Raw genomic sequence first — 14,436 nt, forward strand, 5'->3', positions numbered from 1 at the left:
TACTTACTTGTTTAGATAGTTGAATAGACCGCTGATCGTTTTGTCCTTCAAAGCAATCTCGTTGCTATCAACAGTCGCTTTTACAACATGATAAAAATCAGGCAGATCAGGCACCTCTTTTAGTTGTGCCGCAACAAAATCGTCGGTACCAGGATAAGTTGTTTCTTTTTCTGAGTTGTTTATTGCATAAGTAATCACTAACATGTTGGTTCGCTTCTCTCGATTATACTTTTCATTACAAAAGTATTGTACACCAAAACTAATTAAAAGTAAGCATTTTTGTCTTTACTCAATATTTACAGTTCTTTACGAATCGTTTACATAGCTTCAATCAGATATTTACGTTCCATTGGTAAAGTAACGGTGTACTAAAAATAAGAGACACGGCAAAAGCATACTGTCGCTTCCCTTATAAAAACTGTTTACTATCTAAATTGAGGAGTGTACATGATGAAGAAAATTATTTTAGCATTAGCATTTTCAGGAATTCTCTTAGCAGGGTGCGGTACCGGAAACGCAACAAAGGATTCAGGATCAGCGAAAGAGGACACCGCAAAAATTACAGCAGTAGGTTCAACAGCTCTACAACCGCTAGTTGATGCGGCGCAAGAAAGCTACACACAGGATCATCCAAATGTCCAAATCTCTGTGCAAGGTGGCGGTAGCGGCACGGGCTTAAGTCAAGTTGAGAGCGGCTCGGTTGAAATTGGAAATTCCGATGTTTTTGCTGAAGAGAAAGATGGCGTAGATGCCAGCAAGTTAGTTGATCATAAAGTAGCAGTCGTTGGTTTTGTTCCAGTGGTTAATAAAGATGTTGGTGTAAAAGATATTACTAAACAACAACTAATCGATATTTTTACCGGAAAAATCAAAAACTGGAAAGAACTGGGAGGCAAGGATGAAGCCATTCAGGTGGTTAACCGTGCTTCTGGCAGTGGAACCCGTGCGACTTTTGAGAAATGGGGCTTAGATGGAAAAGAGCCAATTCAGTCACAAGAGCAAGATTCATCAGGAACAGTGAAAAAAATTGTAGCGGAGACTCCAGGATCAATTAGCTACCTTGCGTTATCGTATGTTGATGATAGTTTACAAGCGCTACAATTAGACGGCGTTACAGCAAACGATAAAAACATTACGACCAACAAATGGCCGATCTGGTCTTATGAACACATGTATACAAATGGCAAACCGGAAAAAGCGTTAGCCGATTTCTTAGAATACATGGTTAGCGATGATGTGCAAAATGGACCGGTGAAGGAATTAGGTTATCTGCCAATTACTTCAATGAAGGTTGAACGCGCTGCTGATGGAACAGTGAAATAATAACTAAAAAGAAAAAAGTCGAACCCCGCTAGTGTTTTCATCATGAAAACACTAGCGGGGTTACTTTATTTAATGACTTTAGTCAGTTTCGTTCGCGGAGCGTACGAAACAAGAAAACCGCGCGCTTCTACGCGTGGATGGAATAGCTTTAGCGATAAAAACTCCTTTCGATATACTAATAAGTGGCTACCAACCGCTTATTTTATCGAAAGGAGTTTTTCTATGTCTAAAGACGACAAAAGTTTATCACATACTAGATGGAATTGTAAGTATCACATAGTCTTCACCCCAAAATATAGAAGAAAAGTAATCTATGGGGAATTAAGAAAAGATATTGGAAGAATTTTGAGGAAGCTTTGCGAGATGAAAGAGGTAGAAATAATCGAAGCACACGCAATGCCAGATCATATTCACATGTTGGTAAAAGTACCACCAAAAATAAGTATCTCGCAGTTCATGGGCTACTTGAAAGGAAGAAGTGCGACGCTTATCCATGAGCAGCATGGAAACTTAGTCTATAAATATGGAAATAAAAGTTTCTGGTCAAAGGGGTATTACGTGAGCACAGTCGGTCTGAACCAGAAAACAATTGAAAAATATATACGAGAGCAAGAATCAGATGATCGAATCCGAGATAGTATAAGTAAACGAGAATACGTTGATCCATTCAAAATGAAGAAAAAGAAATAAAGTAGCGAGCGAAGAGCGGTTGGTGGTCTTTTAGAAAGCTCCATTTATGGAGTAGGCGAGTAGTGACCTCTTCTAGAGGTGTTAAAAAGCCACCCGTTCTCACGGGTGGATGTGTTACTTGTCAATTATTTGTTTGGCAATCTAATTGTAAAGGTGGAGCCTAAGCGAGGGTGACTTTCGACCTTGACTTCACCGCCGAGGATCTCGCTGTATTCTTTAACAATTGCAAGACCTAATCCGGTTCCGCCAGAATGACGAGCGCGGGCTTTGTCTACACGGTAAAAACGTTCAAAAATTCGTTTTTGATCTTCCTTTGAAATACCGATGCCATGATCTGTTACGGTTATTTCTAATTGATCGGTTAGATGATAGGCTATTTCAATTTGACTTTTTTCGGGAGAATATTGAATTGCATTTTCAAAAAGATTCTTTATGATCGGTTGAAAGAAAGTCAAACGTGTCTGGTAAAAACAATTTTCCATGCCCTCAATTGAAACAGTGATCTGTTTTTCCCTTAGTAGATGCTGATATAACTCAATTTGCTGGTGCAAAAAATAATTTATCTCAATTGTTTGCCGATCTTCTGCTAGATCATTGCTATCCTTTGATAATTCGATGATATCCTGAATCAGTCGCTGCAATCGTTTGGCATCATTTTGCATGATTGTCAAAAATTCTGCGGTCAGCTCGGGGTCATCTTTCGCACCATCCAAGAGCGTTTCTGTAAATCCTAGTAACGAGGTAACCGGTGTTTTCAATTCGTGGGAGACATTTCCAACGAAATCCTTTTGAATTTTTTCTAAACGACGAACATGTGTCAAGTCGTAGACGGTTCCCATAATTTGATCGCCCTCGACTTCATTTTCAATATAGCGTAAACGAATATCCAAATTCATCGCGCTTGGTAGTTTAGTCGAGATTTCCTGATGGACTTGATTTTTATCGACTAATACCTGTTGGATCAATTGGATGAACTTATGATCCTCAATCACCTGCCAATAATATTGTTGACTAATCCCGCCGATTTGCAGTAGCTCTTCCATAGACGGATTAATCATGATAAAGCGCCCATCGGTATCAATGATGAAGACACCAATCGTCAGTTCATGGAAAAGTGTGGAGAATTGTTCTTCTGTCGATGTGTAGGCAGCATAGGTTGCATTCAACTGTTCACTAATCTGATTCACAGTAACATAGAGCTCCTGCCATTGCGGCGAATCCTGCATCACGTAATTGCTTTTCTCTGGTTCTTTCAACATCCGCTGTAAAACTGGGAGAACGGTTTCGATTGGTCGATTCCGTTGATAGGTCAAGTAGCAAATAATTAAATAGATAAATGTATAAAATAGCAGTAAGATAACAAAAATCGTTCGCTGGAAGTTACGTGTTTTCGGCTGAAAGGCGGAGGTTCTTTTTGCTACTCTTAAAATACCAACTGTTTTATCGCCAGACCTAATGGGTTGAGCAGTATAGAGCAATTCAGTTTTTAAGGTAGCACTGTATCGAACGGAAGAACCAACAATATTACTGTTTAAAACAATTTTTACTTCTGGTCGATTTTCCCGGCTACCAGAAAGCTGCGGTTCGGAGCTGTCAAAAATAATTTTCCCCTTAGCATCTAACAGAGTGATCCGATCATTGGCCTCTCTAGAAAAACTCTCTATCGCCTTTTTATTCTCGTTAGAATCAAGTTGAGCAAGATCCAATCGATGGATCATTAGTTCACCATTACTACTCAAAAACTCCTCTTGCTGCTCTAACAATTCTTTTGTATAAAAATGGTTGGCTAATTTCCAGCTGCCGAGAAAGAGCAAACAAATAAGCAATAAAGGGACAAGATAATCTAAGTGTTTGCGTTTCATTGTGCTGGCACCTGAAACTTATAGCCAAAGCCGCGAACGGTTTGTAGATATTGTGGATGTTTAGGATCTATCTCGATTTTTTCCCGCAGGTGTGATACATGAACGTCGACAATTCTACTTTGACCAGAAAAATCATATTGCCAGATGCGATCAAGTAAGGTATCACGATCAATCACACGTTCTTTACGTTTCATGAAATAGACTAGAAGTTCAAACTCTTTTGGTGTCAGTTCAATTTTTTTGTCTCGTACTGTGACCTGATAATTTGATAAATCCGCTTTAATATCGCCAGCAGTTAAAAACTCGTGTTCAACAGGTTCTTGGCGCGGCTCTACACGACGAAAGATTGCTTTCATGCGGGCTAGGACTTCTCTTGGAGAAAAGGGCTTGGTCAGGTAGTCATCAGCGCCGATCTCTAAGCCTAGGATGCGATCAATGGCATCATCCTTAGCGGTCAACATTAAAATCGGGGTATCGACTTTTTCCTGACGCAGTTTTTTTGCAATCTCCAGACCGTCCATTGACGGCAGCATCACATCTAAAATAATGAAATCAAATTTTTCATTTAAGGCTAATTCGTAGCCTTCTTTTCCATCTTCAGCAGTGGTGACAGTGTAGCCCTCTTTTTCTAAATTAAAGCTCAATAACTTTACGATTGAAATCTCATCGTCTACAACTAATACACGTTTCATATGTGTCTCCTTTTTTATAAGAACATTTGTGAAAGACTATTTCCATACCTGAATAAATGGTATAATGGGAAGGCAGTTTTGTCACCTATTTTCTATTAATTTGTTGGGAGAAATAACAATGCTAGGGATCAGTGCTTGTTTGGGCGGGGTAGCTTGTCGTTATGATGGTGGATCAAATGAAATTACAGAGCTGAAAAAGCTAGTTGAGAAGAATCAGGCAATCATGATTTGTCCAGAGGTTTTAGGCGGTTTACCGACACCTAGACATCCTGCTGAGATACAGGGCGGTGATGGTTTCGCTGTGTGGGAAGGCCTAGCAAAAGTTCTAGATAAAGAGGGCAATGATTTGACAGAGGAATTTAAACAAGGAGCAATCAAGGCCTTTGAAGAAATACAAAAGCTGAAGATTACGGGCCTGGTTTTAAAGGAGAGAAGCCCATCTTGTGGCAGCAGCTTGATTTATGATGGCAGCTTTTCTGGAACTCGGATCAAAGGAATGGGTGTGGCAACCGCGTATTTTATCCGACAAGGCTTACCTGTTTATTCTGAAGAAAACTGGCAAGAAATGAGGATAACGTAATGGAGATCGAAAAAACGAATCGCATGAATGCGTTGTTTGAATTTTACGCGACGCTTTTAACTGAGAAGCAAATGAATTATATGGAGTTGTATTACGCCGATGATTTTTCTCTAGGAGAGATTGCTGAGGAATATCAGGTGAGTCGTCAGGCGGTTTATGATAATATCAAAAGAACAGAAAAAATCTTAGAGGATTACGAGCGCAAGCTTCATTTGTTTTCTGATTACATCGTAAGAGAAGAACAACTGGATAAGTTGGCGTTATATGTGACGGAGCATTATCCCAAGGATGAGTTTTTAGCCGAAACAATTACCGGCTTACAAGATTTAGATGAATAGAAAGGAAAATAAGCAATGGCATTTGAAAATTTGACGCAGCGTCTGCAGGCTGCGATGGGGAAACTACGTAAAAAAGGAAAGGTTACAGAAGCTGACGTTACTGAAATGATGCGAGAAATTCGTCTCGCTTTATTAGAGGCCGATGTTAACTTACAAGTTGTAAAGCAATTTACCAAAGAAGTGCGCACACGTGCTTTGGGCGTAGAAGTTTTAGAGAGCTTAACTCCCGCACAACAAATCGTGAAGATTGTTGATGAAGAATTAACCAAAACATTGGGATCAGAAGCGGTTGGAATTGAGAAATCACCAAAAATTCCGACAGTAATCATGATGGCAGGTTTGCAAGGGGCAGGTAAAACAACCTTTGCTGGAAAGCTTGCCAACCAATTGATTAAAAATGAAAAAGCGCGTCCTCTAATGATCGCAGGAGACGTTTACCGTCCAGCGGCTATCGACCAATTAAAAGTATTAGGCCAACAATTAGACGTGCCAGTCTTTGATATGGGTACAGATGTCAGTCCTGTTGAAATCGTCCGTCAAGGGATGGAAAAGGCCCGCGAAAATAAAAATGATTATGTTCTAATTGATACGGCTGGTCGTCTACATATTGATGAAGCATTAATGGATGAGTTGAAACAAATCAAAGAAATCGCTCAACCAAATGAAATTCTATTAGTCGTTGATGCAATGACTGGACAAGATGCGGTTAACGTGGCGCAAAGCTTCAATGAACAATTAGGAATCACTGGGGTCGTTATTACCAAATTAGATGGAGACACTCGTGGTGGTGCGGCACTGTCGATCCGTGCTGTGACGGGAGCACCGATCAAGTTCATCGGTTCAGGTGAAAAACTAACCGACCTAGAAGTCTTCCATCCAGATCGGATGTCTAGCCGAATCTTAGGTATGGGTGACATGCTGACTTTGATCGAAAAAGCACAGCAAGATTACGATGAAAAGAAAGCTGAAGAACTTGCTCGCAAGATGAAGGAAAACAGCTTTGATTTCAATGATTTCATTGAGCAGCTAGACCAAGTGATGGGCATGGGACCAATCGAAGATTTACTGAAGATGATTCCAGGGATGAGTCAAATGCCAGGGATAGAAAATGTCAAGGTTGATCCAAAGGATGTTGAACGTAAAAAAGCGATGGTTTACTCCATGACCCCTGCTGAACGTGAAAACCCAGACTTATTAAATCCTAGCCGTCGTCGGCGGATCGCTGCTGGTTCAGGAAACTCAGTTGTCGAAGTCAATCGCATGATTAAGCAATTCAAAGAATCTCGGAAAATGATGCAGCAAATGAGTAAAGGCAGCATGCCTGCTGGGATGGATCAAATGTTTGGCAATGGTATCAAAGGCAAAATGGGTAAGATGGCGATGAACCGGATGGTCAAGAAAAACAAGAAGAGAAAAAAGAAGCGTAAATAATAGAAGAAATTTGTTAGAAATACGATGTAAAACAGCGTCTATCTCGTTTTTGAGATAGACGCTATTTTGTGGATTTTATTCCATAATAGAGAAAATCAATTTTTCTAAGTTAAAAATAAGCTAGCTCTAAAAAGAAACGCCAATGATACAGGAAAAAGACGCCGGCAAGACTCAAAATGAGATAAATCTGTGGTTCTCTTTGCGAGAAAGACTGGATTTCTTTCGGAGTTTTATTGAATAATTTGCGATAAAGCAACCAAATTAGGAAACCGACAAATGCACCTAACGTGTTCATCAATAAATCATCAATATCAGTTGCCCGACGATTAAACAATTGGAGCAATTCGATCATCAATGAAAATTGGAAACCCAGCAAAACCGACACCACAGGTTTGCGACACTGTTTCCAAACTAACGGCAATAAAAAGCCTAACGGTGTAAACATAATGATATTCAAAAGATTCAACAGACCAACGCCTGATTGAAAGGGAACCAGATTAATTTCCTCGGGGCGAATCAATTCTGGATAACTTAAAAGGTCTTCCAACGTACCGACACCGGTCACGTCAATCACCAGATAGAGATAAAATAAGAAAATAAAACGCCAAAGCATTGATGAAATGAAAATTTTCTCCTGTTTCTTTCTCAGCGAAAAATATTGATAAATCAGACAAGGTAGAAAGACACATCCGATTCGATAAAGAGAAAATAAAATATCTAAAACACCCATAGAATCACCTCATTTGATGATTGAACTTGTTAAGAGTCTTTGCTAGATGTTTCGTCACTTCGCCGAAAAACAGTATAAGGCCACAGATTCCGGCGACGATTAGAGTAACTAGGACAGTCGATAGAATCGGTTGGCTAATTGACGTATCGATCCGACTCATTCGGTTAGTCAAAAAGATCATCCAAGGATTAAAGAAATTAAAAATGAGAACAAAGGAAGTAAACAGCGTCATCATTCCCCAGATCGGCCAGCGCGATTCTTTATGAAGCAAATAGGCATTATCGTTTTCTAATGATAATGACTGGAATTTTTGATAGGTCCAAAAAATTAAAAGCAGACCAACGACAACCAAAATACAGTTTACCAACATATTGCCACCGTTTTTTCCAACCGAATCAACAAATAAAGTTCTTGGTAATGAGGAATGACTTGATCCTTTTACTAAGTTTATAATGTCACTCAATGAATAGATCGCATTTGGCAGCCAACTCCTCAAAAAGAGAAATACAAATAAGGTCAAGGGACCAAAAAATACATTTCCAACCATAGACCCAATAAAAGTACCTGCACAAAATAAAAAAAAGAGTAATGAAGAATGACTAATTATAGAAGTAACTAATTGTCCTAAGGTCGCATTCATATAAGGAGCTGGAATCAGCGCATGGATCAGCAAGGCGTACACAAATTGACTAATCAGGGTTACCAATAAAAAAGGAAGGGCGACATAGAGAATTTTACTCTGAAATAGAATCTTTCGTGAGCATCCTAATGAAAAAAGATAGTGATTAAAAGCTGTTTTCTGATCAATAAAGAAGAGCAAGAATCCTAATAAGGGAACGAGTAGCAATAAAGCACCATTAAAATAGGTTGAAAAATTTGAATAATAAAAAGTTTTCTCAGAATAATTTGAGGCTTCAAGTGTTTCGAAACCGCCTGAATCGGAGTGATAAAATTCCAGTTGAGCTTTTTGAAATTGGTGATAAGAAGTATAGTGAACATTTTTTTCCGTTTTTTCATCCCAATAGGTGATTCCAGCGCGATTTTTTTCAAAGTTTTCTTTGGCATGAGGTTCATGATAAATCATTTTCCATTGTTTATTTTCAGTTAAGGCGTTAAATACACCCACACCAATCACCAGTAGACACGCGGCGATCAGTACTTTCTTATAACGCTCAAAAATAATAGCACGGATCATCTCAAAATCCCCTTTCTACGTGTTTTTAAATTGGCTTCGAAAAGATCTTCTAAAGTTAAAGGCAATTCTTCATATACTAACGGATCAAATTCTTTGATGGCTGTTTCTAATTCTGCTGTGAAATTTTCAAATACAACAGTAACGACACGACCTTGAAAATCCAGCATTTTAGAATTTTCTTTGATTACCATAGGTACTTTTTTTGTTTTAAAGACCAACTGAAGTTTTTTCGCTGTTTCTCGCATATCTTCCAAACGGTAGTCTTTGATGATCGATTGATCTTTTAGCAGCAATACACGATCAATCAAATTTTCCAGCTCCAGTAAGTTGTGAGAAGCGATCAATGCCGTACAAGAATTTTCGCTTAAATGGCTCATCAGTAAACCAATCACTTCTTTTTTCACGATAATGTCTAACCCATCAAAAGGTTCGTCTAATAATAAATACTGCGCATTAGAGCACACAGCTAAAATAATTTGGAACAATGCTTGCTGTCCTTTTGAAAGCTGGCGGTAATTTTTATTCAATGGAAGCCCATGCATTCCTACCAATTCTTTAAAGGAGACAAAATCGAATTTTGGATAGGCTAGTTGATAGAATCGCGCAATTTTTTTAAGAGTATAGAGACGGAAAAAATTTTCTTTTTCATCAATAAAAAAGATTTCCTGTTTTAATTCTGGTCGCTGATAAATCGATCTTTGATCAATCAATATATCTCCTCTATCAGGTAAATATTGTCCAGCAATTACGCGTAATAAGGTGGTCTTTCCAGAACCGTTTCGACCGACAAGCCCAACGATCTCATGTTCAGCTAATTCAAACTCAACCGTTGTGAGTATTGGTTGCTGATCAATTTTTTTGTTCAAATTTTTTACAATCATATGGTAAGACCTCCCAAATTTTTTTCTGCTTCATATATCCAAGCAATCAATTCACTCTGCGAGATTTGTAGATGTCGTGCCTCGATAACAAGTTCATTCAAATGTTCTTTTAATTCTTGGATACGAATCTCATCTCTAGGGGTTTCTTCAATCGCGCGTACAAAAGTACCCTTGCCTTTGACGGTAACAAGTACTTTTTCCGTTTCTAATACCTTATAGGCTTTACTGATGGTATTCGGGTTCATTAACAATTGCTTCGCCATTTCTCTGACAGATGGTATTTTATCTCCGGGCTGTAAAATACCATGTAAGATGTCTTCTTTGATTCCTAATACTAATTGCTCGTAATAAGCACGGCTGCTGTTTTTATCGATATGAACCATACACTCACCTCCATGTATCTACGTGTGCTAGTATACATAGTACACTTCAGTTAGGCAATGACTTTTTTTCATTTTCTGGTATACTCAAGGGGAGCGTATGTTCGTTTTTTAAATTTGAAAATAGGAGTGATGCGGATGTATCGGTGTCAATGGTCAGGAAATAATGAAAATATGCAGGTGTATCATGATACGGTATGGGGTACGCCAGAATACGATGATCAACGTCTTTTTCGAAAGTTAGTTTTGGATATGAACCAAGCTGGATTAAGCTGGCAAACGATTTTAAATAAAATGGATAATTTTGACAACGCCTATGAACAATTTGAGATTAAAAAGGTTGCAGAATTTGATGAAGCAAAGATCGAATCGCTAATGCAGGATGCAGGAATTATTCGCAATCGTCGAAAAATCGAAGCGGCGATCAACAATGCGCAAAAGATACTAGCGATGCAAGCTGAGGGAGTCAGCTTTTCTGATTATTTATGGGGCTTTACCGACCATCAAGTGGTAGATAATAAGATAAAAAATGCTTCAGAAGTACCGGCGAAAACAGAGCTGTCTGACCGAATTGCCAAAGATTTAAAGAAACGCGGCTTTAAATTTGTCGGCAGTACAACGATTTATGCTTTTTTACAGGCAGTTGGAATTGTAAACGATCATGAGATGGCATGTTTCCGATATGAAGAGCTGAACACTGGGATGAAGCAAAACGACTAAGATAGGCAATAAAGTTGAATTGGTCTTGCCACTTGATAAAATGAATAGAAGAAAGAGGTGGGATTAGATGGCACACGCAGTATTCTACGGAGCAATGAGTTTAGATGGATATTTAGCGGATAAAGAAGACGGTTTAAATTGGTTGTATCATCAAGAAGGTGGCGAACTAGTACCTTATGATGTATTTTATCAAGCGATTGATTATACGATGATGGGACGCAGAACCTATGAAGTAGTAAAACGTGATGCACAGTTAGAAATTCTTTATCCAGAGAAGGAAAACTTTGTCTTTAGTCACACGGATTTAGACGTTGATGACAATCTTCAAGTGGTTAATGAAGATCCTATAACGTTTATTCAAAATCTACCATCAGAGAAAACGATTTGGGTTGTTGGCGGCGGTGCCTTGTTGCAACCAGTGATTGAAGCTGGCTTAATTGAAGAGTGGTGGATTCAAATCGTACCAATACTATTAGGCGAGGGCGTTCCGCTCTTTTTGCCACAAATCAACCAACAAAAACTAAAGTTGATCGAAACAGAACAGTTCGGTCAGTTTGCACAGCTACATTTAAAGCAAGCTTAATCGAAATTTCTTTATAAAATAAATTCGAACGCTCCTATTCCTTTTCAAATTGGAAAGAATAGGAGCGTTCTGTCTTAATACTCATGTTCATCGATTTCGCTTGCAGCTGCTTCAAACTTTGCTTGACAAGGCAATACTTTCTTCTCTTTTTCAGGAAAGGTTTGATCAAAAGCCTCTAATCCTTGGGGATCAGGATATAGCCCTTCTGAAAAGACAATATGGCCGCTAATAGCATCAAGCGCCCCATCCTTTAGCGGTAAGGCCATAATACCAGTATAAAATTTTCCATCCGGCATGGAGATGTTGTACTTCTTTGTGCCAATAAAACCATATGTATGGTAGTGATAAGGAAAGCCACCCAGTACGATTGCCTCATAGCCTAAGCGTTTTGCTTCATTGATGGAGTGTTCGTTCAGCATTCGACCATAGCCTTGTCGATGATACTCTGGTGCGATACTAACGGGACCAAAGGAAATGACTGGATACTCGTTGTTATCAGCATCAACGATTTTAGCTTTACTATAAAAAATGCTGCCAATAATGTTTTCATCTAGTTCAATGACAAAGGTCAGCTCTGGAATAAAATCCGGATGCTTGCGAAGTGTGTGTGCAAGGTAATGTTCCTCAGCTCCAGGTAAATATAAATTCCAAAAAGCTTCGCGAGTAATTTCTTCAACCCTGCGATAATCTCGTTCTTCTTCAAGTCTAATAGTAATAGTCAAATGATATCCTCCAATCTAATTCTAAATTGAGTATAGCATAATAAGTGCATCAAAAAAGACTGCGGACATTGTTCATTTAAGAACAGTATCCGCAGTCTTCTGGTGAAATTATTTAACTAATTTATTGAAGAATTCGATATATTTATCTGTGATTGTTTTAAAGAATTCAACCGTACCATCAGCAATATGTCCGTCATTATCAACAAGATTCATAATGCCGCCGATGTAAGCTTCTGGTTGTTGCAAAGTAGGAACGTCTAAGAAAACTAATGATTGACGTAATGCGTGGTTTGCACCAAAGCCGCCAGGGCCACCAGGGGATACAGTCACGACTAAACCAGGTTTACCACCCCAAACACTGCTGCCCATTGGACGAGAACCAACATCTAACGCATTTTTCAACGCTGCTGGAACAGAACGATTATACTCTGGAGTAACGAAGAATAATCCATCGACGCTATTTACATCGTTACGGAAACGTGTCCAAGCTTCAGGAACAGAGCCTTCCACTTCAAGATCTTCATTGTAAAATGGAAGATCGCCAATTTCAATAAATTTTGCTTCAAAGCCGTCAGGCAGTAATTCTGCAAATTGTTTTGCAACGATCTTATTGTAAGAATCCTTGCGCAGACTGCCGACTAAAATACCAATTGTTTTTGTCATAATAATTCCTCCTAATTCGATCATTACGATCGCTGTTGTTATCTACATTTATTATCTTACAAAAAATAAGTAAAATGTGCAAAAAATATGCTTTGAAAGAAAAATAGACCTGTAAAGAAAAAACTCTTTACAGCTAACTAAAAGCGTGTTAGACTACATCTTGTGATTAATTATATGGAGGTGTAGTTATACAATGGCAGTTAAAATTCGCTTGAAACGTATGGGTTCTAAAAAGAAACCTTTCTACCGTATCGTTGTTGCTGATTCTCGTTCTCCTCGTGATGGACGTTTTATCGAAACTGTGGGTACTTACAATCCTTTGAAAAACCCTGCAGAAGTCGTATTAAAAGAAGAAGATGTTTTAAACTGGTTACAAAAAGGTGCACAACCTTCTGATACCGTTCGCAACATTCTTTCTAAAGAAGGCATCATGCAAAAACACCACGAAGCTAAATTCGCTAAGAAGTAAGGTGATCAATTATGCAAGATTTAACTAACCTTGTGTTGACTATTGTTCACCCTTTGGTGACAAAGCCTGAAGAAGTGAAGTTAGAGATTGAAGAATCTAAAGATTTCTTTGAGTACAACCTAGTCGTTGCACCAGAGGATATCGGCAGAATTATCGGAAAACAAGGTCGAGTAGCAAAAGCGATTCGTACGATCGTTTACAGTGTTCGAACGAATGGACCGAAAAAAGTTCGTCTCAACATCGTGGATGGTAAATAAAGTAAGAACACTCGAGTCAGTTTGATTCGGGTGTTTTTTCATTAGAAGTACGATAAACTATGGGTGGAGGTGTTCCATCATGAAAAAATATTTAATTTTGCTAAGTGCATTGTTTGTTTTATCGGCATGTAATTCTGGAAATAATGATTCAAAAGATAGCTCGACGAAATCGACTGTTGCTACGACTGAGAATACCAGCACAGTGAGTTCGAAAAAAAGTGATTCAAGTAAAAATTCGTCAACCATTTCAAGTACAAAGGCAGCAACGAATTCTTCTGGTACAGATTCCACTCACGGCAATCATGGGATGGCGGCAATCGATGAATTAAAGGCAAATTATCCAAATGATAATTTTCCCGACCCAGCAACTATCAGCAGCGGGAAGGAGATTGGAATCAGCGCTTCTGAAGAGCAAGGTATTTTGAAGATCAATTTTTATATTGTAAATGAAGCAACCCCCTTTAATGATCCATCGTTGAAGAATCAGACACCCGTGGCTTATTTCCAGCGCCAGTCCTTTGACTCAAAGGAAACTGCCAAAAATGAAGTTGGTCAGACTTATGATGCAAATGGTCAACAGGTTGATCTAGGTCATACTATCACAGGTTACCGAAGTGCTGGTGCCGGGTCTAGTTTTGTTATGTGGAAAGAAGGCAATTGGAGCTTGGCTGTACAGGCAAACAATCTTGAACAAGAAGATCCTGTTCCATTAGCCAAACAAACAGTTGAATATTTAGAGGAAGCTTTCTTGCCAGTTCCGTATGATGCTGGCCAGATCTCATTACGTGTGGCTAAAGGTGATTATCAATCCAATCGTGTGGTTTGGCAAAACAATCAAACAGTATACACAATCATGAATAACGATTCAATGAGTGCCTTGAAAATGGCTGTCTCAATGGCAAAATAGATGAAAAGAAAGA

General features: G+C 38.8%; 19 protein-coding genes. 10 read left to right on the forward strand and 9 right to left on the reverse strand.

Annotated features, from left to right (window positions below):
* Positions 1 to 3 precede the first annotated feature (3 nt).
* Positions 4 to 204, reverse strand: coding sequence for a hypothetical protein (locus AUF14_RS03280; protein ID WP_016180726.1), 201 nt, complete (start codon positions 202 to 204; stop codon positions 4 to 6).
* Between the two features lie 246 nt (positions 205 to 450).
* Between AUF14_RS03280 and AUF14_RS03285 the strand changes: the two genes are divergently transcribed.
* Together AUF14_RS03285 and tnpA are read left to right on the forward strand one after the other, a co-directional pair.
* Complete coding sequence (locus tag AUF14_RS03285; RefSeq protein WP_034876272.1) at positions 451 to 1,323, forward strand: phosphate ABC transporter substrate-binding protein PstS family protein; 873 nt, start codon at positions 451 to 453, stop codon at positions 1,321 to 1,323.
* 222 nt (positions 1,324 to 1,545) lie between these two features.
* Positions 1,546 to 2,013 (forward strand): IS200/IS605 family transposase, encoded by a 468-nt coding sequence (tnpA, locus tag AUF14_RS03290; RefSeq protein WP_028020983.1) that lies wholly within the window; start codon positions 1,546 to 1,548, stop codon positions 2,011 to 2,013.
* A gap of 125 nt (positions 2,014 to 2,138) precedes the next feature.
* On the opposite strand, the gene AUF14_RS03295 is transcribed toward tnpA, so the two are convergent.
* On the reverse strand, positions 2,139 to 3,875 hold the full coding sequence (locus AUF14_RS03295) for a sensor histidine kinase (RefSeq protein WP_016180728.1): 1,737 nt from the start codon (positions 3,873 to 3,875) through the stop codon (positions 2,139 to 2,141).
* A complete protein-coding gene (locus AUF14_RS03300; protein WP_016180729.1) occupies positions 3,872 to 4,567 on the reverse strand; it encodes a response regulator transcription factor in 696 nt (231 codons plus the stop codon). Before AUF14_RS03300 ends, AUF14_RS03295 begins: the two co-directional genes overlap by 4 nt.
* 118 nt (positions 4,568 to 4,685) lie before the next feature.
* Here AUF14_RS03300 and AUF14_RS03305 point away from each other — a divergent pair, with 118 nt between their 5' ends.
* From AUF14_RS03305 to ffh, 3 genes are read left to right on the forward strand one after another with little or no spacing between them, the layout of a single operon-like run.
* Entirely contained in the window at positions 4,686 to 5,147 is a 462-nt protein-coding gene (locus tag AUF14_RS03305; protein ID WP_016180730.1) for a DUF523 domain-containing protein, read from the forward strand.
* Positions 5,147 to 5,485 (forward strand): putative DNA-binding protein, encoded by a 339-nt coding sequence (locus AUF14_RS03310; protein ID WP_016180731.1) that lies wholly within the window; start codon positions 5,147 to 5,149, stop codon positions 5,483 to 5,485. Before AUF14_RS03305 ends, AUF14_RS03310 begins: the two co-directional genes overlap by 1 nt.
* Positions 5,486 to 5,500: 15 nt before the next feature.
* Positions 5,501 to 6,916, forward strand: a complete 1,416-nt coding sequence (gene ffh, locus AUF14_RS03315) for a signal recognition particle protein (RefSeq protein ID WP_016180732.1) — start codon at positions 5,501 to 5,503, stop codon at positions 6,914 to 6,916.
* 109 nt (positions 6,917 to 7,025) lie between these two features.
* On the opposite strand, the gene AUF14_RS03320 is transcribed toward ffh, so the two are convergent.
* The 4 genes from AUF14_RS03320 to AUF14_RS03335 are packed head-to-tail and all read right to left on the reverse strand — an operon-like array spanning position 7,026 to position 10,105.
* Complete coding sequence (locus tag AUF14_RS03320; protein ID WP_016180733.1) at positions 7,026 to 7,646, reverse strand: VanZ family protein; 621 nt, start codon at positions 7,644 to 7,646, stop codon at positions 7,026 to 7,028.
* Between the two features lie 4 nt (positions 7,647 to 7,650).
* Complete coding sequence (locus tag AUF14_RS03325; protein WP_016180734.1) at positions 7,651 to 8,841, reverse strand: ABC transporter permease; 1,191 nt, start codon at positions 8,839 to 8,841, stop codon at positions 7,651 to 7,653.
* On the reverse strand, positions 8,838 to 9,722 hold the full coding sequence (locus AUF14_RS03330) for an ATP-binding cassette domain-containing protein (RefSeq protein WP_016180735.1): 885 nt from the start codon (positions 9,720 to 9,722) through the stop codon (positions 8,838 to 8,840). Before AUF14_RS03330 ends, AUF14_RS03325 begins: the two co-directional genes overlap by 4 nt.
* On the reverse strand, positions 9,719 to 10,105 hold the full coding sequence (locus tag AUF14_RS03335; RefSeq protein WP_048719812.1) for a GntR family transcriptional regulator: 387 nt from the start codon (positions 10,103 to 10,105) through the stop codon (positions 9,719 to 9,721). Before AUF14_RS03335 ends, AUF14_RS03330 begins: the two co-directional genes overlap by 4 nt.
* A 135-nt stretch (positions 10,106 to 10,240) precedes the next feature.
* Here AUF14_RS03335 and AUF14_RS03340 point away from each other — a divergent pair, with 135 nt between their 5' ends.
* Entirely contained in the window at positions 10,241 to 10,822 is a 582-nt protein-coding gene (locus AUF14_RS03340) for a DNA-3-methyladenine glycosylase I (RefSeq protein ID WP_016180737.1), read from the forward strand.
* Positions 10,823 to 10,889: 67 nt separating this feature from the next.
* A complete protein-coding gene (locus AUF14_RS03345) occupies positions 10,890 to 11,405 on the forward strand; it encodes a dihydrofolate reductase family protein (protein ID WP_016180738.1) in 516 nt (171 codons plus the stop codon).
* Between the two features lie 74 nt (positions 11,406 to 11,479).
* On the opposite strand, the gene AUF14_RS03350 is transcribed toward AUF14_RS03345, so the two are convergent.
* Both AUF14_RS03350 and AUF14_RS03355 read right to left on the reverse strand, forming a co-directional pair.
* Positions 11,480 to 12,127, reverse strand: a complete 648-nt coding sequence (locus AUF14_RS03350) for a GNAT family N-acetyltransferase (protein WP_016180739.1) — start codon at positions 12,125 to 12,127, stop codon at positions 11,480 to 11,482.
* 108 nt (positions 12,128 to 12,235) lie between these two features.
* Positions 12,236 to 12,790, reverse strand: a complete 555-nt coding sequence (locus AUF14_RS03355) for an NADPH-dependent FMN reductase (RefSeq protein ID WP_016180740.1) — start codon at positions 12,788 to 12,790, stop codon at positions 12,236 to 12,238.
* A gap of 193 nt (positions 12,791 to 12,983) precedes the next feature.
* Between AUF14_RS03355 and rpsP the strand changes: the two genes are divergently transcribed.
* The 3 genes from rpsP (at position 12,984) to AUF14_RS03370 (ending at position 14,423) form a co-directional block, all read left to right on the forward strand.
* Positions 12,984 to 13,259, forward strand: a complete 276-nt coding sequence (gene rpsP, locus AUF14_RS03360) for a 30S ribosomal protein S16 (RefSeq protein WP_016180741.1) — start codon at positions 12,984 to 12,986, stop codon at positions 13,257 to 13,259.
* Positions 13,260 to 13,270: 11 nt separating this feature from the next.
* A complete protein-coding gene (locus AUF14_RS03365) occupies positions 13,271 to 13,516 on the forward strand; it encodes a KH domain-containing protein (protein WP_016180742.1) in 246 nt (81 codons plus the stop codon).
* Positions 13,517 to 13,595: 79 nt separating this feature from the next.
* Positions 13,596 to 14,423, forward strand: a complete 828-nt coding sequence (locus AUF14_RS03370; protein WP_016180743.1) for a membrane lipoprotein lipid attachment site-containing protein — start codon at positions 13,596 to 13,598, stop codon at positions 14,421 to 14,423.
* Positions 14,424 to 14,436: the final 13 nt, after the last annotated feature.

This window comes from Enterococcus avium (assembly GCF_002891025.1).
GTDB lineage: Bacteria > Bacillota > Bacilli > Lactobacillales > Enterococcaceae > Enterococcus_A > Enterococcus_A avium.

Coding starts and splice junctions, on each gene's coding strand:
- AUF14_RS03280 (WP_016180726.1), bottom strand. CDS start 204: ATGTTAGTGATTACTTATGCAATAAACAACTCAGAAAAAGAAACAACT.
- AUF14_RS03285 (WP_034876272.1), top strand. CDS start 451: ATGAAGAAAATTATTTTAGCATTAGCATTTTCAGGAATTCTCTTAGCA.
- tnpA (WP_028020983.1), top strand. CDS start 1,546: ATGTCTAAAGACGACAAAAGTTTATCACATACTAGATGGAATTGTAAG.
- AUF14_RS03295 (WP_016180728.1), bottom strand. CDS start 3,875: ATGAAACGCAAACACTTAGATTATCTTGTCCCTTTATTGCTTATTTGT.
- AUF14_RS03300 (WP_016180729.1), bottom strand. CDS start 4,567: ATGAAACGTGTATTAGTTGTAGACGATGAGATTTCAATCGTAAAGTTA.
- AUF14_RS03305 (WP_016180730.1), top strand. CDS start 4,686: ATGCTAGGGATCAGTGCTTGTTTGGGCGGGGTAGCTTGTCGTTATGAT.
- AUF14_RS03310 (WP_016180731.1), top strand. CDS start 5,147: ATGGAGATCGAAAAAACGAATCGCATGAATGCGTTGTTTGAATTTTAC.
- ffh (WP_016180732.1), top strand. CDS start 5,501: ATGGCATTTGAAAATTTGACGCAGCGTCTGCAGGCTGCGATGGGGAAA.
- AUF14_RS03320 (WP_016180733.1), bottom strand. CDS start 7,646: ATGGGTGTTTTAGATATTTTATTTTCTCTTTATCGAATCGGATGTGTC.
- AUF14_RS03325 (WP_016180734.1), bottom strand. CDS start 8,841: ATGATCCGTGCTATTATTTTTGAGCGTTATAAGAAAGTACTGATCGCC.
- AUF14_RS03330 (WP_016180735.1), bottom strand. CDS start 9,722: ATGATTGTAAAAAATTTGAACAAAAAAATTGATCAGCAACCAATACTC.
- AUF14_RS03335 (WP_048719812.1), bottom strand. CDS start 10,105: ATGGTTCATATCGATAAAAACAGCAGCCGTGCTTATTACGAGCAATTA.
- AUF14_RS03340 (WP_016180737.1), top strand. CDS start 10,241: ATGTATCGGTGTCAATGGTCAGGAAATAATGAAAATATGCAGGTGTAT.
- AUF14_RS03345 (WP_016180738.1), top strand. CDS start 10,890: ATGGCACACGCAGTATTCTACGGAGCAATGAGTTTAGATGGATATTTA.
- AUF14_RS03355 (WP_016180740.1), bottom strand. CDS start 12,790: ATGACAAAAACAATTGGTATTTTAGTCGGCAGTCTGCGCAAGGATTCT.
- rpsP (WP_016180741.1), top strand. CDS start 12,984: ATGGCAGTTAAAATTCGCTTGAAACGTATGGGTTCTAAAAAGAAACCT.
- AUF14_RS03365 (WP_016180742.1), top strand. CDS start 13,271: ATGCAAGATTTAACTAACCTTGTGTTGACTATTGTTCACCCTTTGGTG.
- AUF14_RS03370 (WP_016180743.1), top strand. CDS start 13,596: ATGAAAAAATATTTAATTTTGCTAAGTGCATTGTTTGTTTTATCGGCA.